18 protein-coding genes are annotated in these 20,976 nt (G+C 74.5%); 14 read left to right on the top strand and 4 right to left on the bottom strand.

The window, feature by feature from the left end; all coding sequences use genetic code 11:
* The first annotated feature begins 2 nt into the window (after window positions 1–2).
* The 6 genes from ABEB06_RS22575 to ABEB06_RS22600 all read left to right on the top strand — a co-directional run bounded on the left by ABEB06_RS22575 (window position 3) and on the right by ABEB06_RS22600 (window position 4,266).
* Window positions 3–983: a ribose-phosphate diphosphokinase gene (locus ABEB06_RS22575; RefSeq protein ID WP_345698696.1), complete on the top strand. Its 981-nt coding sequence runs from the start codon at window positions 3–5 to the stop codon at window positions 981–983.
* Window positions 984–1,220: 237 nt separating this feature from the next.
* Window positions 1,221–1,814 carry a 50S ribosomal protein L25/general stress protein Ctc gene (locus ABEB06_RS22580; RefSeq protein WP_345698697.1) on the top strand — a complete coding sequence of 198 codons (594 nt, stop codon included), beginning with the start codon at window positions 1,221–1,223 and terminating at the stop codon, window positions 1,812–1,814.
* A gap of 118 nt (window positions 1,815–1,932) precedes the next feature.
* Window positions 1,933–2,511 (top strand): aminoacyl-tRNA hydrolase, encoded by a 579-nt coding sequence (gene pth, locus ABEB06_RS22585; protein WP_345698698.1) that lies wholly within the window; start codon window positions 1,933–1,935, stop codon window positions 2,509–2,511.
* Between the two features lie 223 nt (window positions 2,512–2,734).
* Window positions 2,735–2,926, top strand: coding sequence for a hypothetical protein (locus ABEB06_RS22590; RefSeq protein ID WP_345698699.1), 192 nt, complete (start codon window positions 2,735–2,737; stop codon window positions 2,924–2,926).
* Between the two features lie 94 nt (window positions 2,927–3,020).
* The gene (locus ABEB06_RS22595; protein ID WP_345698700.1) at window positions 3,021–3,545 is read left to right on the top strand and encodes a SigE family RNA polymerase sigma factor; all 525 of its coding nucleotides are present in this window, start codon (window positions 3,021–3,023) and stop codon (window positions 3,543–3,545) included.
* The gene (locus ABEB06_RS22600; RefSeq protein WP_345698701.1) at window positions 3,532–4,266 is read left to right on the top strand and encodes a hypothetical protein; all 735 of its coding nucleotides are present in this window, start codon (window positions 3,532–3,534) and stop codon (window positions 4,264–4,266) included. The genes ABEB06_RS22595 and ABEB06_RS22600 overlap by 14 nt, the downstream gene beginning before the upstream one ends.
* 67 nt (window positions 4,267–4,333) lie before the next feature.
* On the opposite strand, the gene ppc is transcribed toward ABEB06_RS22600, so the two are convergent.
* The gene (gene ppc / locus ABEB06_RS22605; RefSeq protein WP_345698702.1) at window positions 4,334–7,132 is read right to left on the bottom strand and encodes a phosphoenolpyruvate carboxylase; all 2,799 of its coding nucleotides are present in this window, start codon (window positions 7,130–7,132) and stop codon (window positions 4,334–4,336) included.
* 206 nt (window positions 7,133–7,338) lie between these two features.
* Here ppc and ABEB06_RS22610 point away from each other — a divergent pair, with 206 nt between their 5' ends.
* A complete protein-coding gene (locus ABEB06_RS22610) occupies window positions 7,339–8,631 on the top strand; it encodes a sensor histidine kinase (RefSeq protein WP_345698703.1) in 1,293 nt (430 codons plus the stop codon).
* Here the strand turns inward: ABEB06_RS22610 and ABEB06_RS22615 are convergent.
* The 3 genes from ABEB06_RS22615 to ABEB06_RS22625 all read right to left on the bottom strand — a co-directional run bounded on the left by ABEB06_RS22615 (window position 8,593) and on the right by ABEB06_RS22625 (window position 10,760).
* Window positions 8,593–9,639 (bottom strand): acyltransferase family protein, encoded by a 1,047-nt coding sequence (locus tag ABEB06_RS22615; protein ID WP_345698704.1) that lies wholly within the window; start codon window positions 9,637–9,639, stop codon window positions 8,593–8,595. The two genes, ABEB06_RS22610 and ABEB06_RS22615, sit on opposite strands and share 39 nt — an antisense overlap.
* Window positions 9,640–9,755: 116 nt before the next feature.
* Window positions 9,756–10,256 (bottom strand): SUKH-3 domain-containing protein, encoded by a 501-nt coding sequence (locus ABEB06_RS22620; RefSeq protein ID WP_345701946.1) that lies wholly within the window; start codon window positions 10,254–10,256, stop codon window positions 9,756–9,758.
* A gap of 45 nt (window positions 10,257–10,301) precedes the next feature.
* The gene (locus tag ABEB06_RS22625) at window positions 10,302–10,760 is read right to left on the bottom strand and encodes a YwqJ-related putative deaminase (RefSeq protein ID WP_345698705.1); all 459 of its coding nucleotides are present in this window, start codon (window positions 10,758–10,760) and stop codon (window positions 10,302–10,304) included.
* A 273-nt stretch (window positions 10,761–11,033) separates the two neighbouring features.
* On the opposite strand from ABEB06_RS22625, the gene ABEB06_RS22630 reads away from it, so the two are divergent.
* The 7 genes from ABEB06_RS22630 to ABEB06_RS22660 all read left to right on the top strand — a co-directional run bounded on the left by ABEB06_RS22630 (window position 11,034) and on the right by ABEB06_RS22660 (window position 20,797).
* Window positions 11,034–12,200: a Gfo/Idh/MocA family protein gene (locus ABEB06_RS22630; RefSeq protein WP_345698706.1), complete on the top strand. Its 1,167-nt coding sequence runs from the start codon at window positions 11,034–11,036 to the stop codon at window positions 12,198–12,200.
* A complete protein-coding gene (locus tag ABEB06_RS22635; RefSeq protein ID WP_345698707.1) occupies window positions 12,197–13,177 on the top strand; it encodes an NAD-dependent epimerase/dehydratase family protein in 981 nt (326 codons plus the stop codon). The genes ABEB06_RS22630 and ABEB06_RS22635 overlap by 4 nt, the downstream gene beginning before the upstream one ends.
* A gap of 122 nt (window positions 13,178–13,299) precedes the next feature.
* A complete protein-coding gene (locus ABEB06_RS22640; protein WP_345698708.1) occupies window positions 13,300–14,433 on the top strand; it encodes a DegT/DnrJ/EryC1/StrS family aminotransferase in 1,134 nt (377 codons plus the stop codon).
* Window positions 14,430–15,932, top strand: a complete 1,503-nt coding sequence (locus ABEB06_RS22645) for an MBL fold metallo-hydrolase (RefSeq protein WP_345698709.1) — start codon at window positions 14,430–14,432, stop codon at window positions 15,930–15,932. Before ABEB06_RS22640 ends, ABEB06_RS22645 begins: the two co-directional genes overlap by 4 nt.
* Window positions 15,929–17,038, top strand: a complete 1,110-nt coding sequence (locus tag ABEB06_RS22650) for a DegT/DnrJ/EryC1/StrS family aminotransferase (RefSeq protein ID WP_345698710.1) — start codon at window positions 15,929–15,931, stop codon at window positions 17,036–17,038. Before ABEB06_RS22645 ends, ABEB06_RS22650 begins: the two co-directional genes overlap by 4 nt.
* Window positions 17,039–17,178: 140 nt before the next feature.
* The gene (locus ABEB06_RS22655; protein WP_345698711.1) at window positions 17,179–18,183 is read left to right on the top strand and encodes an SMI1/KNR4 family protein; all 1,005 of its coding nucleotides are present in this window, start codon (window positions 17,179–17,181) and stop codon (window positions 18,181–18,183) included.
* A 49-nt stretch (window positions 18,184–18,232) separates the two neighbouring features.
* Window positions 18,233–20,797 (top strand): SUKH-4 family immunity protein, encoded by a 2,565-nt coding sequence (locus ABEB06_RS22660; protein WP_345698712.1) that lies wholly within the window; start codon window positions 18,233–18,235, stop codon window positions 20,795–20,797.
* Window positions 20,798–20,976: the final 179 nt, after the last annotated feature.

Raw genomic sequence — 20,976 nt, forward strand, 5'->3', positions numbered from 1 at the left:
CAGTGAGCGGGATCACGACGTCGGGTGAGAAGAAGCTGAAGCTCTTCTCCGGCCGTGCCCACCCCGAGCTGGCGGAGGAGGTGGCCCGCGAGCTGGGCACCGAACTCGTCCCGACCAAGGCCCTGGACTTCGCCAACGGCGAGATCTACGTCCGCTTCCTGGAGTCCGCGCGAGGCGCCGACTGCTTCGTGATCCAGAGCCACACGGCTCCGATCAACCAGTGGATCATGGAACAGCTGATCATGATCGATGCGCTGAAGCGGGCCTCGGCCCGCAGCATCACCGCGATCCTGCCGTTCTACGGGTACGCCCGCCAGGACAAGAAGCACCTCGGCCGCGAGCCCATCTCGGCCCGCCTGGTCGCCGACCTGCTGCACACGGCCGGTGCCGACCGCCTGATGGCCGTGGACCTGCACACCGCGCAGATCCAGGGCTTCTTCAGCGGCCCGGTGGACCACCTGTTCGCCCTGCCGATGCTGGCCGACTACGTCGGTGACCGGGTCTCCGACCGGTCCAAGCTGACCATCGTCTCGCCGGACGCCGGCCGGGTGAAGGTCGCCGACCAGTGGTGCGACCGGCTGGACGCCCCGCTGGCCGTGATCCACAAGCGCCGCGACCTGACCCAGGCCAACACCATCCTGTCGGCCCAGGTCGTCGGTGACGTCAAGGGCCGGATCTGCGTCCTGGTCGACGACATGATCGACACCGCCGGCACCATCTGCGCCGCCGCCGACGCGCTGTACGACAACGGCGCCGCCGACGTCATCGTCGCCGCCACCCACGGCGTGCTCTCCGGCCCGGCCGCCGACCGCCTGAAGAACTCCCGGGTCAGCGAGTTCGTCTTCACCAACACGCTGCCCACCCCGGCGCAGCTCCAGCTCGACAAGGTGACCACGCTCTCGATCGCCCCCTCGATCGCCGCCGCGATCAAGGAGGTCTTCGAGGACGGCTCGGTGACCAGCCTGTTCGAGGGCGTGCACTGACCCCCGCGGCAACTGCATGATCGTTTCGGCCCCCGGCGCCCGCGTGGTGCCGGGGGCCGATTTCGTCCCCCGCGCGGTGTGCGGTTAGACTCGGGAGACTGCTCGGCGAGGGATGCCTCTGCGCTCCGTGATCGACGCGCTGGATGAGTCCGCCGAGCGTCCCCTTGAACGTATCCGAGGGTGTGGCCGGCGGTTTGTCGTTTCTGCACCCAGTCGTATTCCACGAGGAGTGCAGTCGTGTCCGAGATCCGCCTTGCCGCCGAGCCCCGCACCGAGTTCGGCAAGGGTGCCGCCCGCCGCGCCCGCCGCGCCGGCTTCGTCCCCGGTGTCGTCTACGGCCACGGCCACGCCCCGGTTCACCTGAACCTGCCCGGCCACGACCTGATGATGGCCCTCAAGACCCCGAACGCCCTCATCGTGCTGCCGATCGACGGCAAGGACGAGTACGTGCTGCCGAAGGCCGTCCAGCGCGAGGCCATCAAGCGCAACATCGAGCACGTCGACCTGCTCCTGGTGAAGCGCGGCGAGAAGGTCACCGTCGAGATCCCGGTCCACACCGAGGGCGAGCTGGCCCCCGGCGGCAACCTGATCGAGAACGTGCTGAACGCCCTGCCGGTCGAGGCCGAGGCCACCCACCTGCCCGAGGCCGTCACCGTCTCCGTCGAGGGCCTGGAGGCCGGCGCCTCCATCACCGCCGGCGACATCGCCCTCCCGGCCGGCACCTCCCTCGCCGTCGAGGCCGACGCCGTCGTGCTGCAGGTCATCGGCGCCCAGGCCCCCGAGGCCACCGAGGACGAGGCCGCCGACGAGGCCGAGACCACCGAGGCCTGAGCCTCCGCTGCCTGAACCCGCTGCCCCGGCCGCTCCCCTGGAGAGGCCGGGGCAGCGGCGTGTCCAGGAAGCCGCGTTCAACGACATGATGGGGAGACCCGAGTGAGGAGCGGTCCCGATGACTGACGCGTACGACGGGCCCTGGCTGGTGGTCGGCCTCGGCAACCCCGGGGAGGGCTACGCCCGCAACCGGCACAACATCGGCTTCATGGTCGCCGACCTGCTGGCCGGCCGGATGGGCGCCAGGTTCAAGACCCACAAGAGCCGTGCCCAGGTCGCCGAGGGCCGGATCGGCGGCAAGCGGGTGGTCCTCGCCAAGCCGATGACCTTCATGAACCTCTCCGGCGGCCCGACCACCGCGCTGCGCGACTTCTACAAGGTGCCCACCGCCGGCATCGTGGCCGTCCACGACGAGCTGGACATCGACTACGCCACCCTGCGGCTCAAGCTCGGCGGCGGCGACAACGGGCACAACGGCCTGAAGTCCATCACCAAGTCGCTCGGGCCGGACTACCACCGGGTGCGCTGCGGCATCGGCCGGCCGCCCGGCCGGATGGAGGTCGCGGACTTCGTGCTCAAGGACTTCTCGTCCACCGAGCGCAAGGAGCTGGAGTGGTTCGTCGACCGGGCCGCGGACGCCGTGGAGGCCGTGGTCACCGAGGGGCTGGAGCGCGCCCAGTCCACGTACAACTCCTGAGCCGTCGTCAGGAAGACCCGGTGCATTACGCAACGGTCGTACAACGCTTGCCCGGTGGTTACCGGAACGGGGTCGGTACGGAGCGATCCATCGGATACGGTCGGACCGGTACGCAGGGGTTGGAAAACCGTTGTTGGGGGTATGGGGCGTGGTTCGGTCGGAACGTGTCGCGCGGGTAGTCGTTGGGGGAGCGGTCCTGTGCGCCGCGGCCGCCGGTTGGGCCGTGCCCGCCGCTGCGGCGGAGGCCAGCGGCTCGCCCGAGCCCGCCGCCGCCCAGCTCACCACCACCCCGCCCGCCTCCGGCAGCGTCGGATCGGCGGGCGTCTACGCCGTCGGCGGCGGCATGGTCCTGGTGGCCGGCGGCGCCGCCGCCTGGCTGCGGCGCAAGCGGGCCGGCAAGGTCACCGTCCACTGACCCGCACCCGGGAGGGCCGGCCCCGCGCAGCGGAGGGTCGGCCCTTTTCCGTTTCCCTGTCATCCGTTTCCGGGCCCCGGCGCGTCCAGGGGACATGAGACGGATGAAGGCGGACGGCACGGGGCACCAGCCTCCGGCGTTCGACGTGTTCGTGGCGGCCCGGTACCGGGCGCTGCTCCGCGCGGCGTACCTGATCACCGGGGACGTCCACGACGGGACCGACCTGCTGCACGACGCCCTGACCCGGGTGTACACCCGCCGCTCGGCGATCCGGGACACCGAGGCCACCGAGGCGTACGTGCGCCGCGCCATGGTGCGCGCCCACATCTCCCGCTGGCGGCGCACCCGGCGGGAGGCGCTCACCGCGCACCCGCCGGAACGCGCCGCCCCCGCGGTCGCCGAGACGGACGAGCGGCTGGGTGCCGCGCTGCGCCGGCTGCCGCCGCGCCAGCGGACCGCGGTGGTGCTGCGGTACTACGCGGACCTGCCGACCGGGCTGGTCGCCGAGGAGATGGGCTGTTCGCCCGCCACCGCCAAGACCCACCTGGCCAGAGCGATGAAGGCGCTCCGCCAGGAGCTGGCACACGACAGGGAGGCGATCGCACGTGGCAGCCGATGAGGACGGATTCGAGGCGGAGCTGGCGGAGGGGCTGGCGGAGCGCGCCCGCGGGCTGCGGCCGACCGGCGGGATCCCGCTGGACGAGCTCCGGGCGGCCGGACGGAGACGGGCCCTCCGGGTGCGCGCCGGCCGGGCGGTGGCGGCCGTCGCCGTGGTGGCGGGGTGCGCGGCGCTGCTGACGGTGCCCGGCGGCGCCGGGGCCCCGGAGGTCGGGCCGGCCGACCCGGTGGTCTCCGCCTCGCCGAGCCCGGCCCCCCTGCCCGGGCGGCCCGGCCTGCGGGAGTGCCGCGGCGGCCCGGCGGCGCTGCGCGGTCTGGTGGCGGACGGCCCGGCGACGCAGGGGGACGTGCTGCTTCCGCTGGACCTCGCGGCGCTGAACGGCACGGTCGCGGAGCTGGGCCCGACCGACCACCCGGACGTCCTGTTCGGGGTCTGCTGGGACGACCGGACGCTGTACGTGATGCGGTACCCCGGCAGCACCTTCGACACCCAGGTGGGCGCGGCCGCGGCCCAACGGCCTTCGGTGACGGTCGAGTTCGTCGACGCCGCGGCACCCTGGCAGGAGCAGTGCCTGATCGCGGCGCTGGTCCGGAAGGACCCCGCGGTCTCCGCGGTGTCGGTCCGGGCGGACGGCAGCGGCCTGCGGGTGGTCTCGTCGCAGACCCGGGAGCAGCTGGTGGAGCGGTACGGGCCGCTGGTCGCTGAGGTCGTCACCGGCTGAGCGCAGACACGAGGGGCGCGGGGAACCGCCGTGGTTCCCCGCGCCCCTCGCGGCGTACCGTCCCGGATCAGCCGGTGTTGCGCAGGCCGGCCGCGATGCCGTTGACGGTGAGGAGCAGCGCGCGGGCGCGCAGCGGGTCCTCGGGACGCCCGGCGGCGGCCTCCTCGCGCTGGCGGCGCAGCAGCGCGACCTGCAGGTAGGAGATCGGGTCGAGGTAGGCGTCGCGGACGTTGAACGTCTGCTTCAGCACCTCGTTGTGCTCCAGCAGTTCGCCCTCGCCGGTGAGCCGCAGCACCTCGCGCATGGTGAGGTCGTGCTCGGCCACGATCTGGTCGAAGACGTGGTGCAGCTCGGCGGGGACCAGCTGCTCGACGTAGTGGCGGGCGATCCGCAGGTCGGTCTTGGCCAGCGTCATGGCGACGTTGGACAGGAAGTTGCGGAAGAAGTGCCACTGGCCGTGCATCTCGTCCAGCACGTCGCCCAGGCCCGCCGCGCGGGCGGCGGCGAGGCCGGAGCCGACGCCGTACCAGCCGGGCACGATCTGGCGGGACTGGGTCCAGCCGAACACCCACGGGATGGCCCGCAGGCCGTCCAGGCCGGCGCCGGAGTCGGGGCGGCGGGACGGGCGGGAGCCCAGGTGCAGCGAGGCGAGCTGGTCGACCGGGGTGGCCGCGAAGAAGTACTTCGGCAGGTCCTCCTGCTCCACCAGGGCGCGGTACGCGGTGTGCGCGGCCTCGGAGACCTGGTCCATCGCGGCGTCCCAGCGGGCCAGCTCCTCGGGGGCCTGGCGCGGGGCGGTGTGCAGCGCGGAGGCGGCCAGGGTGGCGCTGAGGGTCAGCTCCAGGTTCTCCCGGGCGAGCGAGGGCAGCAGGTACTTGTCGGAGATGACCTCGCCCTGCTCGGTCACCTTGATCTCGCCCTCCAGGGTGCCCCAGGGCTGGGCGAGGATCGCCTCGTGCGAGGGGCCGCCGCCGCGGCCGACGGTGCCGCCGCGGCCGTGGAACAGGCGCAGCCGGATGCCGTAGCGGTGGGCGACGTCGCGCAGCCGGCGCTGGGCGCGGTGGATCTCCCACTGGGAGGTGGTGATGCCGCCGAACTTGGAGGAGTCGGAGTAGCCGAGCATGACCTCCTGGATGTCGCCGCGCAGCGAGACCAGCAGGCGGTACGACGGGTCGGAGAGCATCTCGTCCAGGATCCGGTCGGCCTCCTGGAGCTCGTCGGTGGTCTCCAGCAGCGGCACGATGCCGATCTTGGCGATCCCGGCGTGCAGGTCGATCAGGCCGGCCTCGCGGGCCAGCACGGCGGCGGCGAACACGTCGTCGGCGCCCTGGCACATCGAGATGATGTACGACTCGACGATCTCGTCGCCGAACCGCTCGAAGCCCTCCCGGATGGTGGAGAAGACGCCGAGGGTCTTGGCGCCGGCCGCGTCCAGCGGGGCCGGGGTGGGGGCCAGCGGGCGGCGCGAGCGCAGCTCCTTGGAGAGCAGGCGCTGGCGGTACTCGCGCGGCATGTCGGTGTAGCGCCACGCCTCCTCGCCGAGCCGGTCGAAGAGCTGGCCGAGCGCGTGGTGGTGCGCCTCGGCGTGCTCGCGGACGTCCATGGTGGCGAGCTGCAGGCCGAACGCCTCGATGGTGCGGATCGCCCGGGCCAGCCGGCCGTCGGCGATCAGCCCGCCGCGGTGGGCGCGCAGCGAGTCCTGGATCAGCTTGAGGTCGGCGACCAGCTCGCGGGTGCCCACGTAGTCGCGGCCGACCACGTGCGGGGTGCCGGAGGCCAGGCGGTCGCGGGTGTTCTCCAGCTTGATCCGGATGCAGGTGGCCTTGAGCCGGTACGGCTCCTCGGCGTTCATCCGCTTGTAGCGGGGGCTGAGCTCCGGCAGTTCCTTGAGGTCGGCCTCCAGCGAGGCCAGCAGCTCCTCCGAGGCGCCGGCCAGCCGGACCGAGGTGGACATCGAGGCGCGCAGGTCGTCGACGGCGGCCAGGGCGTCCTTGATGCCGTACTCGTGCTGGAGGTTGAGCACGTCCCAGGTGACCTTGGGGGTGACGTTCGGGTTGCCGTCCCGGTCGCCGCCGATCCAGGTGCCGAAGGTCAGCGGGCGGACGCCCTCGGGCAGCGCGAGGCCGACCCGGGCGAGCTCCTCGTGCAGCTCCTCCAGGACCTCGGGGACCGCGTCGCGGTACAGCTCGTCGAGGTAGTAGACGGCGTTGCGGGCCTCGTCGGTGGGCTCCGGGCGGGCGATCCGCAGCTCGTCGGTCTGCCAGAGCAGGTCGATCACCTCGGCGAGGCGGCGGTCGGCGCTGCGGCGGGCCGAGGTGTGCCGGGCCGGGTCGGCCTCCAGCAGGCCGGAGGCGGCGTGCTCGCGGTGGATGCGCTCCAGCAGCTCGCCGACCCGGCGGAGCTTGTTCAGCACCGAGCGGCGGGCGGCCTCGGTCGGGTGCGCGGTGAAGACCGGGCGGACCGCGAGGTTGGCCAGGGTGTCGGCGAGGTGCTTGGGGTCCGCCTCGGCCAGCTGGTCGACGGTCTGCGACAGCGGCGAGCCCTCGCGGGCCCGGCGGGCGGCGAACTCGCGGCCGCGGTGCACCTGCTCGGTGACGTTCGCCAGGTGGAAGTAGGTGGAGAAGGCGCGGACCAGCTTGGCGGCGGTGTCCAGGTCGATCTCGCCGAGCAGCTGCGCGGTGGCCTCGCCGTCGGTGCGGCTCAGCAGGCGGACCTGCTCGACCAGGCCCAGCAGTTCGGGGCCCTCCTGACGGACGAGCGTCTCGCCCAGCAGGTCGCCCAGGCGGCGGATGTCCGCACGGAGCGCTGCGTTGTCGGCGACGTTCGGCGATGGGTTGTCCGCCGAGTTGGGGACCGGAGCGGTCACGGCTGGCTCCCTGTGGTGGTGGGGTTCGGCAACGGCTCTGCATCACCCGCTGAGGGGTGACGTGTGCGGACCGCGCTGTCCGGACCGGACCAGCATAGGTGGCACCGGGTGCCGCGTCCGATGCCTGGCCGCATGGCGGACACCGAGCCGTGGCCGACCGGCACGCGACGCCACCCCGTGTGCCGGTCGGCCATAGTCTGTCTCCCATGAGCAAGACGCCGGAGGGGGACCGGAGCAGCGGGCCGTGGTGGTGGCAGCGCCGCCGCAGTGCCGTGCTGGACATCGGGCTGGCACTGCTGGCCGGGCTGGAGTGCGCGTTCGGCGCGTACGGGGTGGTGCACGACCGGCTGCACCTGGGGGTGCCCGCCGGGGCCGTCGCCGCGGCGCTGGGCGTGCTCGCCGGGCTGTCGCTGGTGGTGCGGCGGCGCTGGCCGGCGGTGCCGGTGCTGGCGGCGATGGTGTTCGTGCCGGGGCTGTTCGGCGTGGTGCTGCTGGTGGTGTCGCTGTACACCCTGGCGGCGACCTGGGAGTGGCCGTCGCGGCGGCTGCGGGTGGTGCTGCTCTCCGCGCTGGCGATGGTGGAGACCTTCGGCATGGCGCTGTTCGTGCTGTCCGTGCCCGCCGAGCCGGCCTCCGCCGAGCCGCTGCCGCCGTACTGGGTGTTCGTGCTGATCGCCGCCGTGATGGCGGTCGGCCTGGTGGTCGCCCCGGTCGCGACCGGCCTGTACGTCGGCGCCCGGCGGCGGCTGATCGAGTCGCTGAAGGACCGCGCCCACGGCCTGGAGACCGAGCTGGACCTGCTCGCCGAGCGGGCCCGGGAGCGGGCCCGCCGGGCCCGGCTGGAGGAGCGCACCCGGATCGCCCGGGAGATGCACGACGTGGTCGCCCACCGGGTCAGCCTGATGGTGGTGCACGCCGCCGCCCTGGAGCGGATCATCCCCAAGGACCCGGCGCGCGCCCAGGAGAGCGCCAAGCTGGTCGGGGACGTCGGCCGGCAGGCGCTGGACGAGCTGCGCGAGATCCTCGGCGTGCTGCGGATGTCCGAGACCGTCGAGCAGCCCGGGCCGGCCGCCGATCCCGCCGACACCCTGGCCGAGCTGCCCCGGCTGGTCGACCAGTCCCGGGCGGCCGGCATGGCGGTCACCCTGACGGTGCGCGGCGACCGGCTGCCGTACGCGCCGGAGGCCGAGCGGACCGCCTACCGGGTGGTCCAGGAGGGCCTGACCAACGCGCACAAGCACGCCGGCGGCGCGGCGGTCGCCGTGGTGCTGGCGTACGTGCCGAACGGCGTGCGGGTGGTGGTGGTCAACGAGCGCGCGGCGCGCGGCGCCGTCGGCGTGGTGCTGCCCAGCGGCGGGAACGGCCTGGTCGGGATGCGCGAGCGGGTGCTGGCGCTGGGCGGCAGCTTCGTCGCCGGGCCGGACGGGGACGGCGGCTTCCGGGTGGAGGCGGTGCTGCCCTCACGCCTCGCGGTGCAGCGGGACCGGCTGGTCCCGTGAGGTGCCCTCCGGGTGCAGCAGCCGGCCGAGCGGGGGCTGCACCAGCGGGGTGAACAGCCGCACGGTGCGCGGCAGCGCCAGCACCACCGCGAGGGCCAGCGCGCAGGCGCCGAGCAGCGGCAGCGCCGTCCACCAGTGGTGCAGCAGCCGGGCGTGGTAGATCCCGGACGCCTGGACCAGCTTCAGCGGCAGCCCGTGCAGCAGGTAGACGTACAGCGAGGCGGCGCCCAGCGCGGTGCACCGGGTGCGGCGGGCCGGCAGCACCGCGAGGAACGCGGCGCCGGCGACCAGCGCCAGCGCGCCCAGCGCGACCCGGACCGCCAGCCACACCGGGTAGCCGACCCTCAGCTGGGCGGCCGAGTCGGTGTACTCCAGCCAGCCCGGGTTCAGCAGCTTCGGGCCGACCACCCAGAGCGTCGCCGCGACACCCGCCAGCACCGCCGGGGCGCAGCGGCGCACGGCCCGGCGGTGCAGCAGCGCGAAGTGCTCCGGGCGGAGCACCAGGCCGAGCACGAAGAACGGCAGGAACCCGAGCGTCCGGCCGAACGCCAGCTCCGCCGGGAAGGCGTCCACCACACCGGTGGCGGCCGCCACCAGCACCGCCACCGGCAGCGGATGGCGCAGCGCCGTCCACAGCGGCACGGTCAGGCGCCAGATCAGCAGCGACAGCAGGAACCAGGTCAGCCAGCGCGGCTCCAGCAGGTGGATCGGCGCCAGCCGGCGCTCCAGCGCCATCCCGACCAGGTTGTACAGCAGCTGGAACACCACGTACGGGACGGCCAGTTGGCCGATCAGCCGCGGTCCGTCCACCTGCGGGCGGCCCGGACGGGGCCTGGCGAAGTACCCGCAGAGGGTGATGAACAGCGGCATCGAGAACGCCGCCACGGTGAGCACCGCGGCCGCCACCGTGCGGTCGTACGCCAGCAGCGGCATCCAGGTGTGGGCGCAGACCACCAGCGCGACGGCCGCGAACTTGGCGTTGTCGAAGAGCGGTTGGCGCTCACCCATCCGGATCTCCTCAAAAGCTCCACAACCGGGTGCGCCTCAGTGTGGCGGCAACCGACCGGTGGCGGGAGGGGATTCACCAATCCGGTGACGGGGTCGCGCCGTTGTGCTCGGGCCGGTCAGGCCCCGGTGGTCAGGCGGTGCGGCGCGAGGCCCAGGATCAGGGTGGCCAGCGCCTGGTCGATCGAGCGGCCCAGGAACCACTCGCCGGTGTGGTCCAGGCTGAACACCCGGCCGTGCTCGTCCACCGCCAGCAGCGCCTGCCCGTACAGCTCCTCGCCGAGCGGCGCCAGCTTGGTGCCCAGCGCCCGGCCCAGGTCGGCCAGGGTGCGCGGCTGGTGCAGGCCGGCCAGCGGATCCAGCAGGAACGGCGTCCGCGCCAGGGTGCGGCCAGGCCCGGGCACGTCGAAGGAGAGGCCGCCGAACTCGGCCCACGCCTCGATCGCGGCCGGGAAGACCGCGTGCTGCGGGTCCAGCGCCCCGCCGTGGGCGACCAGCGCGTCGGCCCACCGTTCGGCCTGCCGGATCTCCCACCGGCCGGGGTGCCAGCCGGCCTGCTTGAGGGCGGCGGCGACGTCGGCGGGGAAACGGGGCTGGGTGCGCAGGGTGCTCGCGTTCAGGGTCGGCTCCGGTGACTGGGGGACAGGGGCGGTGCGGCGGAGGGATCAGCCGGCGGCCGGGCCGACGGCGACGCTCGCCACGTTCAGGTGCTCCAGCAGGGGAGCGCAGGAGCGGCACGGCGGCGCGTGCGTACCGTGCGCCGGGTCGCCCTCCTCACGGATCCGCACCGTGGTCAGCCGGGCGCCCTTCAGCGACTTCCGGGCCTCCTGCACGGTCAGCGGCTTGCGCGCCGCCCGCTTGGAACGGCCCGCGTCCACCGAGACCAGGTACTGGGAGAGCAGCGCCGCCTCCGGGCAGCGGCCCATGAAGCGCTCCCGCTGCTCCACCGGAAGACCTGCCAGGAACTCCGCCACCAGCGGGTGCAGGGCCGGCGCCAGCTCCGACTTCTCACCCGCGAGGGTGTGCACCTCGCCGCCGCGCAGCGACAGCGCGGCCGCTACCGCGGGCAGCAGGCTGTCCCGGTGGTGGCGCAGTGCCGGTGGTCGTGCGTCCGGCTGGTCCATGGCTGTCTCCTCGGTCGTGCCCGGTGCACCGGCAGTTCTCGGCTGCCGGGGGTCTGCTGATGGACGGTGATCTCCCCGTGAGGGGACCAGCCTGCCAAACGCTTCCGACAATCTCCGAGCCGGGGTGTACGGAGGGCCCGCACGCGGCCACGCGCACGCCTGGCGCACGCTCCGCGCGCCGGTTCCGACCGCCCCCGGGTTTCCCGAATCGGCCCCTCGCCGCAGGCCGTGACCGGTAGCGTTCCAGTGAGCGCGGGCAAGGGGGGTCTTGCAATGACGAGCGCACCTAAGGACATGGCGCACGAAGCGCCGGGGGAGCACGTACCGACTCCGGGAGTCCCGGAACCGCGGTACGCCGAGAGGATCGGCCTGGCCGTGGTCGGCGCCGGGTACTGGGGGCCGAACCTGGTCCGCAACGCCCAGCAGACCGCCGCACTGCGGCTGCACTGGCTCTGCGACCTGGACGAGGCGCGCTCCCGGCGGGTCCTCGGCGAGTACAGCACCGTACGGTCCACCACCTCCTTCGAGGACGTGCTGGCCGACGAGCGGGTGCACGCGGTGGCCGTCGCCACCCCGGCCGCCGCCCACTACAAACTTGTCCGGGCCGCCCTGGAGGCCGGGAAGCACGTCCTGGTCGAGAAGCCGATCACCACCACCGTCGAGGACGCCGCCGAGCTCGTCGAGATCGCCGAGGCGCGCGGCCTGGTCCTGATGTGCGACCACACCTTCTGCTACACGCCGGTGGTCCGGCGGATCCGGGAGCTGGTGCACGGCGGCGAGATCGGCGACGTCCAGTTCTTCGACTCGGTGCGGATCAACCTCGGCCTCGTCCAGCCGGACGTGGACGTCCTGTGGGACCTGGCACCGCACGACCTGTCCATCCTCGACTTCGTGCTGCCGCCCGGCGTCGAGCCCGTCGGGGTGAGCGCCCAGGGCGCCGACCCGATCGGCGCGGGGCGGGCCTGCGTCGCCTACCTGACCGTCAAGCTCAGCAACGGCGCGCTGGCCCACTGCCACGTCAACTGGCTCTCCCCGACCAAGGTCCGGACGACGATGATCGGCGGATCGCGGCGCACCCTGGTCTGGGACGACCTCAATCCGCAGGCACGGCTGGCGATGCACGACCGCGGCGTCGACCTCACCCCGCCCGACGAGCTCACCGACGCCATCCGGCACCGCGCCCTGATCTCCTACCGGGTCGGCGACATGGTCGCCCCGGCGCTGGTCGAGCAGGAGGCGCTGCGCAACGTGATGGCCGAGTTCGCCGCCTCGATCACCGAGGGCCGGGCACCGCTCACCGACGGGCGCTCCGGCCTGCGCGTCCTCCAACTGCTGCACGCCGCCTCCCGCAGCCTCGAACTCGGCGGCGCCACCGTCCCGGTCGGCGCCGGCTCCGATGTGCAACTGATCACCGAACAGGAGAGGGCAGCCGCCCGATGAACGCCGTCACCGTCGAAGGATCCCGCTGCCTGGTCACCGGCGGCGCCGGCACCATCGGCTCCACCGTCGTCGACCAGCTGATCGAAGCCGGCGCCGGAGAGGTCGTCGTCCTCGACAACTTCGTCCGCGGCCGGACGGAGAACCTCGCCCACGCCCGGGCCACCGCCCGGCCCGGCCAACTGCGCGTCGTCGACGGCGACATCCGCGACCGCGCGCTGCTCCGCGAGCTCCTCGGCGACGACACCGACCTGCTCTTCCACCTCGCCGCCATCCGGATCACCCAGTGCGCCGCCGAACCCCGGCTCGCCCTGGAGGTCATGGTCGACGGCACCTTCGACGTCGTCGAGGCGGCCGCCGAGAAGGGCGTCAAGAAGCTCATCGCCTCCTCCACCGCCTCGGTCTACGGCCTCGCCGACGTCTTCCCGACGCCCGAGACCCAGCACCCCTACAACAACGACACCCTGTACGGCGCCGCCAAGGTCTTCAACGAGGGCCTGCTGCGCAGCTTCCACGCGATGTACGGGCTCGACTACGTCGCCCTGCGCTACTTCAACGTGTACGGCCCCCGGATGGACGTCCACGGCCGCTACACCGAGGTCTTCATCCGCTGGATGGAGCGCATCGTCGCCGGCCTGCCCCCGCTGATCTTCGGCGACGGCGCCCAGACCATGGACTTCGTGTACACCGAGGACATCGCCCGGGCCAACCTGCTCGCCGCCGCGGCGCCCGTCACCGACCGGGTGTACAACATCGCCTCCGCCACCGAGGTCTCGCTGCGCGGCCTCGCCGACGCGCTGCTGCGCGCCATGGACTCCGACCTCGACGTCGAGCACGGGCCCGCCCGCGGCACCGCCGGCGGCGTGGTCCGGCGCCTCGCAGACATCTCCGCCGCCGAACGCGACCTCGGCTGGAAGCCCGAGCGCGACCTCGAAGAGGGCCTCCGCCGGCTCGTCACCTGGTGGCGACAGCAGAGCTGACGAAAGCACCGCGCCAGCCACCGTCACCACCCAGTCAGATCGCGGCACGTGCAACTCACCCGGGTGAGGGCGATCAACGGCGCCGTACCCTCCGATCCGCGCCCCTGCCAGGAGTTCCGTACATGCAGACGATTCCCGTGATGATTCCTTGGCTCGGCGAGGAGGAGGCCGCGGCCGCGGCCGAGGCCGTGCGGTCGGGGTGGGTGGCGCAGGGGCCGCGGGTCGCGGAGTTCGAGCGCGCCTTCGCCGAGCACCTGGGCGTGCCGCACGCGGTGGCCGTGTCGTCGTGCACGACGGCGCTGCACCTGGCGATGGTCGGTGCCGGGGTGGGCCCGGGCGACGAGGTGGTGGTGCCGTCGCTGTCGTTCATCGCGACGGCGAACGCCGTCACCTACGTCGGCGGGACGCCGGTGTTCGCGGACGTGGACGCGGCGACCGGCAACCTGACGCCGGAGACGGTCGCGCCGCTGCTGACGGAGCGGACCAGGGCGGTGGTGGTGGTCGACCAGGGCGGCGTCCCGGTGGACCTGGACGCGATCCGGGCGCTGGTCGAGCCCCGCGGCATCACCGTGGTCGAGGACGCCGCGTGCGCGGCCGGCTCCACGTACCGCGGCCGTCCGGCGGGCGCCACCGCGGAGATCGCCGCGTACTCCTTCCACCCGCGCAAGCTGCTGACCACCGGCGAGGGCGGCATGGTGACCTGCCAGGACGGCGAGCTCGCCGCCCGGCTGCGCCGGCTGCGCGAGCACGGGATGAGCGTCTCGGCCGCCGACCGGCACGCCTCGGCGGGTGGCGGGGCGAGTCTGGTGGAGACGTACGACGAGATCGGCTTCAACCACCGGATGACCGACATCCAGGCGGCGGTGGGCCTGGTGCAGCTGGGCAAGCTGCCCGCGATGGTCGCCCGCCGCCGGGAGCTGGCGGCCCGGTACCGGGAGCTGCTGGGCGACCTGGCGTCCGGGCTGGTGGCGGAGCCCGAGCACGGGACGGGCAACTTCCAGTCCTGCTGGCTGCTGCTGCCCGAGGGCGCGCCGGAGCGCACCGAGGTGCTGGCCGGGCTGGCGCAGCGCGGCGTGTCCGCGCGGCGCGGCATCATGGCGGCGCACCTGGAGCTGCCGTACAAGGGCAGTGCCCGGGTGCCGCTGCCGGCGACCGAGCTGCTGACCGAGCGGTCGCTGGTCCTGCCGCTGTACCACTCGCTGACCGAGGAGCAGCAGGACCGGGTGGTCCGGGCGCTGCGGGAGTCCCTCGGGTGACGTCGATCCGGCACCTCGGGCACGCCGGCTTCGTGGTCGAGCACGCCGGTGTGCGCGTCCTGATCGACCCGTGGTTCCACCCGGCGTTCCTGGAGGCGTGGTTCCCGTACCCGGACAACCGGGAGCTGCTGCCCGAGGTGGTGGCCGGGTCCTACGACTACCTGTACGTGTCGCACACCCACGAGGACCACTTCGACGCCCGGCTGCTCGCCCTGCTCTCCCGGGACGTCACCGTGCTGGTGCCGGACTTCCGCAGCCGGGAGCCGGCCCGGCGGCTGCGGGCGCTGGGCTTCGAGCGGCAGGTGCGGCTGGGCCACCGCGAGGCGCACCGGCTCGGGCCGGACCTCGTGGCGACCATGCTGCTGGACACCAGCCACAAGGAGGACAGCGGGCTGCTGCTCGACCTGGGCGGCTACCGCTTCCTGGACCTGAACGACTGCAACACCCCGATGTCCGAGCTGCCGTCCGACGTCGACCTGCTGGCCGCCCAGTACTCGGGGGCCATGTGGTACCCGAACGCGTACGACTACCCGGCGGAGGTGATGGCCGCCAAGACGGCGGCGGTCCGCGCCGACCTGCTGGACACCCTGGCCCGCAAGGTCAAGCTGACCGGCGCCCGGACGTACCTGCCGTCGGCCGGGCCGGCGTGCTTCCTCGACCCGGAGCTGGACCGGTTCAACGACCGGGCGGCGACCATCTTCCCCCAGTGGGAGGACGTCGCGGACGCCTTCGCCGCGGCCTGCCCGGAGACCAGGGTGGTCCGCACCGCGCCCGGGGACCGGGTGGACGCCCCCTCGCCGCCCGGGAGCTGGGCCACCGATCCGGCCGGCTACCTGGCCGCGTACCGGGAGCGCCGCCGGAGCGAATGGCAGGCGTGGCACACCGAGCCGTGCGCGCCGGTGGGGGCGGACGAGGTCGCCGCGTACTTCACCCGGCTGCAGCGGCTCAACCGGCCGCTGCTCGCCGACTACCGCACCGGGATCCGGGTCGAGGCCGACGGCGCCGCGTGGGGGCTGACCCTGGGCGAACTGGCCGAGCGGGTCGACCTGGAGGACCCGCCGGTCGACCCGGCGTACACGATCCGGATCCCGCCGCGCGCCCTGCGCGCGGTGCTGGACGGCCGGGCCGGCTGGGAGGAGGCGCTGCTCTCGATGCGGCTCGGCCTGCACCGCGACCCGGACGTCTTCGACCTGACCCTGCTCGGCCTGCTGCGCTACGGCCACCGGCCGGCCCAGACCCGCCAGTTGGCGCGCGAGCGGTCCGGCCGCGGCGGCGAGACGATCAGCCGCGACGGGCTGCGGCTGCAGCGCTGGTGCCCGCACGCCGGCGAGGACCTCAGCCACGCGGTGATCGCCGACGGGGTGGTCGAGTGCCCGCGCCACCACTGGAAGTGGTCCACCGCCACCGGGGCCTGCCTGGAAGGCGGCGCCCTGCCCCTGCACGTCGAGCCCGAACCCGGCGATCCAGTGCCGGTCCTACCGGAGGAGCCCAGCGCATGACCGACATCCCGCTCGTCGACCTGCACGCCGCGCACGCCGAGATCGCCGCCGAGGTCCGCGAGGGCTTCGACCGGGTCCTGGCGAGCGGCGCGTACATCAAGGGCCCGGACGTGACCGCGTTCGAGCAGGAGTACGCCGAGTTCTCCGGCGTCCGGCACGCGATCGGCACCGCCAACGGCACGGACGCGCTGGAGCTCGCCCTGCGCGCCCTCGACCTGCCCGGGGGCGGCGGCGTGGTGCTGCCCGCCAACACCTTCGTCGCCACCGCCGAGGCGGTCGTCCGGGCCGGGCTGCGGCCGGTCCTGGTCGACGTGGACGAGGACCACCTGCTGATGGACCCGGAGCGGGTCGCCGACGTGGTGGACGACGCCGTCGCGCTGATGCCGGTCCACCTGAACGGCCAGCTCGCGCCGATGGCCGAGCTGCTCCGGGCCGCCGGCGGCCGCCCGGTGATCGAGGACGGCGCCCAGTCGCAGGGCGCCCGGCAGGACGGCCGGGTCTCCGGCTCCTGGGGCCGGATCTCCGCCACCAGCTTCTACCCCGGCAAGAACCTCGGCGCCTACGGCGACGCCGGCGCGGTCGTCACCGACGACGCCGAACTCGCCACCGCCGTCCGGCTGATCGGCGACCACGGCTCCGGCCGCAAGTACGTCCACGAGCGCTTCGGCTTCAACTCCCGGATGGACACCCTGCAGGCCGTCGTGCTGCGGGCCAAGCTGCGCCGGCTGCCCGGCTGGAACGAGGCCCGCCGGGCCGCCGCCGAGCGCTACGACAAGCTGCTGGCCGGGCTGGAGGGCATCACCACGCCGCGCGTCCTGCCCGGCAACGAGCACGTCTGGCACCTGTACGCGGTGCGGGTCGAGCGCGGCCGCGACGCGGTCCTCGCCGCGCTGCACGCGGCCGGGATCGGCGCGGGCGTGCACTACCCGGTGCCGGTCCACCTGCAGCCCGCGTTCCGCGGACTCGGGCACGGCGAGGGCGCCTTCCCGGCCACCGAACGGGCCGCGGCGGAGATCCTCACCCTGCCGCTCTTCCCGCAGATCACCGAGGGCCAGCAGACCCGCGTCGCGGAGACGCTGACCGCGGCGCTCAAGGCGAACGGCTAGGGGGACGAGGGCTCGGGGAACGGCGCGGCCGACCCCGAGCCCCCGAAGGCACCTGCGTTCCGAGCCCCTGGCGAATCCGCTGTTCGTGTCCCCTAGGCTGGTGGTCGAGGTAATCGCCTTCTGCCAGTGGGGGAACCCAGATGACGACAGGTCGGCCCGGCACCGCTGCCGCCGTGCCCAACTCGGCGTACGCGGGTCAGGTGGTCCGGTTCCCCGACCCGGTGCGCAGCGGGCTGCACCCGGCGGGCGTCCGGATCGACGAGTACGGCTTCCCCGACTTCGCCTCCTACGCGGCGGCCGCCGCCGAGGTCGCCGACCCGCCGCAGGGCTTCGGCGTGGACGAACTCCGGCTCACCGACTACGTCTCGGCGAACGCCGCGCTCTACACCCAGGGCCACCAGCTGTGGGCGGACGTGGAGAGCGCCGTCGCCACCCCGCCCGGCTGGACGTGGCACCACGCGGTCGGCCGGGCCGCCCCCGGCTGGCGGCGGATGGAGCTGATCCCGGTCGAGGTGAAGGCGCTGCTGCGGCACCACGGCGGCCTGGCCCGGTCCAGCGCCGACCACGGCCGGCGCGGCACCCGCCCGTTGCAGGAGCAGCGCCCCGCGCACTTCGGCCTGGCCAAGGACGGCGGCGACCCGATCGCCGTCACCGAGGACCTGGTCCAGCGCGCCGAGCAGCGCCTGGGCCACCCGCTGCCGCCCGCGTACCGCGACTTCCTCAAGCTGGCCGGCGGCCGCGCCCCGGTGGGCGTGGCACTGGACGTCGAGCTCGGCCTGCTGCTCGACCAGCCGTTCCTGACGCTCAGCGAGGAGTACGGCGTCCACGACCTGGTGTACGCCAACAAGTGCCTGCGCGACCACCTCACCAAGGACTACCTGGGCATCGCCTACGTCCAGGGCGGCCTGCTGGCGCTCAAGGTGCGCGGCGAGCGGACCGGCTCGGTGTGGTTCTGCCCGTACGACGACGCGCGCGACAACGGGGCCGACGCGTCGGCCGAGGCACGGGTGGAGCGGCTGCTGCTGCCCTGCGGCGACGGGATCGACGAGTTCCTGCTCCGGCTCGCGGGCAGCCCGCCCGAACTGGAGACGGTGGCGGAGCTGATGGTGGACGGCGGGTTCGCCCGCGCCGTCCCGGTGGACTGAGCCCGGCGCAACGCACCGGCTGTTGGCAGAACGAAGGGGTGTGGCGTTCGTGACGACGACGTACGCGCAGGCGCAGGAGATCGCCGAGGACTGGATCAACGCCGGGGTGCCGCGCTCCCAGCAGCGCGAGGTCCGGGTGCGGGAGTTCGACCTGGGCTTCGTGTGCTGGGCGGTCGCCCGCGAGGCCGGGCGGGCCGGGCACGACGGACCGGAGGGGACGGCCGGGCAGCCGGGCCCCGGTGAGCTGCGGCTGGTGATCGCCCGGGACAGCGGCGCCAGCACGCTCTGGCCCGCGCTGCCCGTCAACGAGGTGGTCCGGCAGTTCGAGGAGCTGTACGGCACCCGGGTCGAGCCCAACCCGGCCGGCGCGGCCAAGCCGGTGCGCGGCGCGATCGAGGCGACCTCCTTCCTGCTCAGCCCGCCGCAGTGGCTCCAGGAGGCGGGCGAGGCCGCGATCGCGGCGGAGTCCGCGCGCCTGGGCGAGGGCGGCGACGGCCCGGCCCGGCTGACCACCCCGCCCGAGTCCGGCCGCCCCGCCGGCGACGCCCCCACGATGCTCGCCCCGCCCGCCGTCGTCCCCGGACCGGCGCACGGCGCGGAGGACGCCACCGTCCGGATGCCCGAGGTGCCGCCGCTCCCGGTCGGCGCGGCCGGCCCGGTCGGCGCCGCGGTGCCGCCGTTCACGCCCCCGGGCGGCACGCCGACCCCGCCGTTCGCGCCGCCCGGCGGGGCGCCGGTGCCGGGCACGCCCGTGCCCCCGTTCGCGCCGCCCGGTCCCGGCGCCGCGGTGCCGCCGTTCACGCCCCCGGGTGGGACGCCGACCCCGCCGTTCGCGCCGCCCGGCGGGACGCCGGTGCCAGGCACGCCCGTGCCCCCGTTCGCGCCGCCCGGCGGCGGGAACGAGCACGCGGCGACGATGCTCGCCGCCCCGGACGGTCCGCCGCCGGGCGCGGGCGGTCCGTCGATCGACTACGCGCCGACCGTGCTGGCCACCGACGGCCCGCCCGGCCTGATGGGCCTGCCCGGCGCCCCCGGCATGCCTCCGGCGGCGCCCGCGCAGCCCGGACCGGCCGGTGCCGGCCGTGGCGGCCCGGGTGTCCCGCCGCCCCCGCCGCCCGCCGCCCTGCTCAACCCGGCAGCCGGCCCCGCCCACGGCGTGGCCGGCCGTACCGCGCCGACCGCGCCGCCGCCCCCGCCGCCGGGCGAGCTGCTCGGCGGTGCCGGTGGCCCGGCGGGCTCGGGCACCGGCCGTGGCGGCCCGGGTGTCCCGCCGCCCCCGCCGCCCGGCGCCCTGCGGGGGGAGGGTGCCGCGCCGCCCGCCCCGGCCGCCCCCGGCCCGGACGCGGCCAACGTCGCCCACCAGGCCACCCAGCTCGCGCCGGCCCTGGACCTGCCCGCCTCGGGTCCGTTCGCGCCCGGTGCCCCCGGTGCTCCGGGTGCGCCCGGTGGCGCGCCGTTCGGCCCCGGCGGCCCCGGCGGCCACGCCGCGCCGTTCCCGCCCGGCGGCCCGTTCCCGCCACCGGGTCCGGGCGCGCCGGCCGGGTACGGCTTCCCGGCGGCGGGCGTTCCGATGGGCGCGCCGCCGGCGCAGGCCGCGCCGCCCCCCGCTCCGGCTCCGGCCGCGCCGGTGCTGCCGTCCGGCGTGCCCGCGATCGGCCCCGGCACCCAGGCGGTGGTCAGCTACCGGGGTCCGGACGGCTCCGAGCAGACCGTGATCATGCGCAGTGAGCCGGGCACCCCGCACCCGGAGTGGAAGGCGCTGCACGAGATGCGGCGGCTGAACGTCCCGCCGGACCAGGTGCTGGAGCTGCACACCGACCTGGAGCTGTGCGACCTGCCGGGCGGCTACTGCGCCCGGATGGTGCAGGCGTCCTGGCCGAACGTGCGCATCAGCCACACCGTGCCGTACGGCAAGGACGTCGCGGGCCGGCAGTCCGGCATGGCGCTGCTGCACGACCACCTGGACCAGCTGCACCAGCTGGCGTCCGCCCCGCAGCGGCCGCGCGCCGTCCGGGTGCCGCTGCCCGCACCCGGGACGGTCCCGCCGATGCCGCCGGTGCCGCCGCAGCAGCTGGCGGCGGAGCTCGGGCAGGAGTTCGGCCTGTCGGTGTTCCGGTTCGAGCAGCGCGCGGTGGCCCGGCAGGGCGTGCCGGAGGTGGTCGCCCAGACGCTGATGTGGGCGGGCCTGCCCCGCGAGTTCCCGCCGTTCTTCTGGGCGCAGGCCCAGGAGGGCCGGCCGATCCCGACGCTGGCCGAGCTGGCCGCCGAGCGCGGGTTGCCGGGCGGTCCGGACTTCGGCGGCTACCTGGTCCTGGGCAACGACTACGGCCGGCAGCTGTGCGTGCAGTACGGCACGGCGGCGGTGGTCGCGGTGGACCTGGAGCGGGCCGGCGAGCCGCCGCGCTTCGTGAACAGCGGGGTGCCGGAGTTCGTCCGCAGCCTCGCGGTGCTCGGCCGGATGTGGCGGCTGCGCTTCGGGCTCACCCCGGAGCAGGCTGGGCGCTGGACGACCGACCTGCAGGCCCAGCTGATGGCGGTCGATGCGGCGGCCGTGCACACCCCGGAGTCGTGGTGGGGCGTGCTGCTGGAACAGATGTGGGACGGGTTGATGTGACGTCCCGTCATGAACTCGCGAAAGGGGGCCGTCCCGGTGGTCGGCACGGCCCCTTCGCGTGCGTCGTGGCGGGATGCTGTTTGGTTTGGTGCGTTATCTGCGCAAAATAGGTCAAGAGGATGGAGCAATTCATCCGATCTGATCACCGGACGAGGGGCCCCGGACCCCGCGCGTACGAG

The organism is Kitasatospora terrestris (assembly GCF_039542905.1).
Taxonomy (GTDB): Bacteria; Actinomycetota; Actinomycetes; order Streptomycetales; family Streptomycetaceae; genus Kitasatospora; species Kitasatospora terrestris.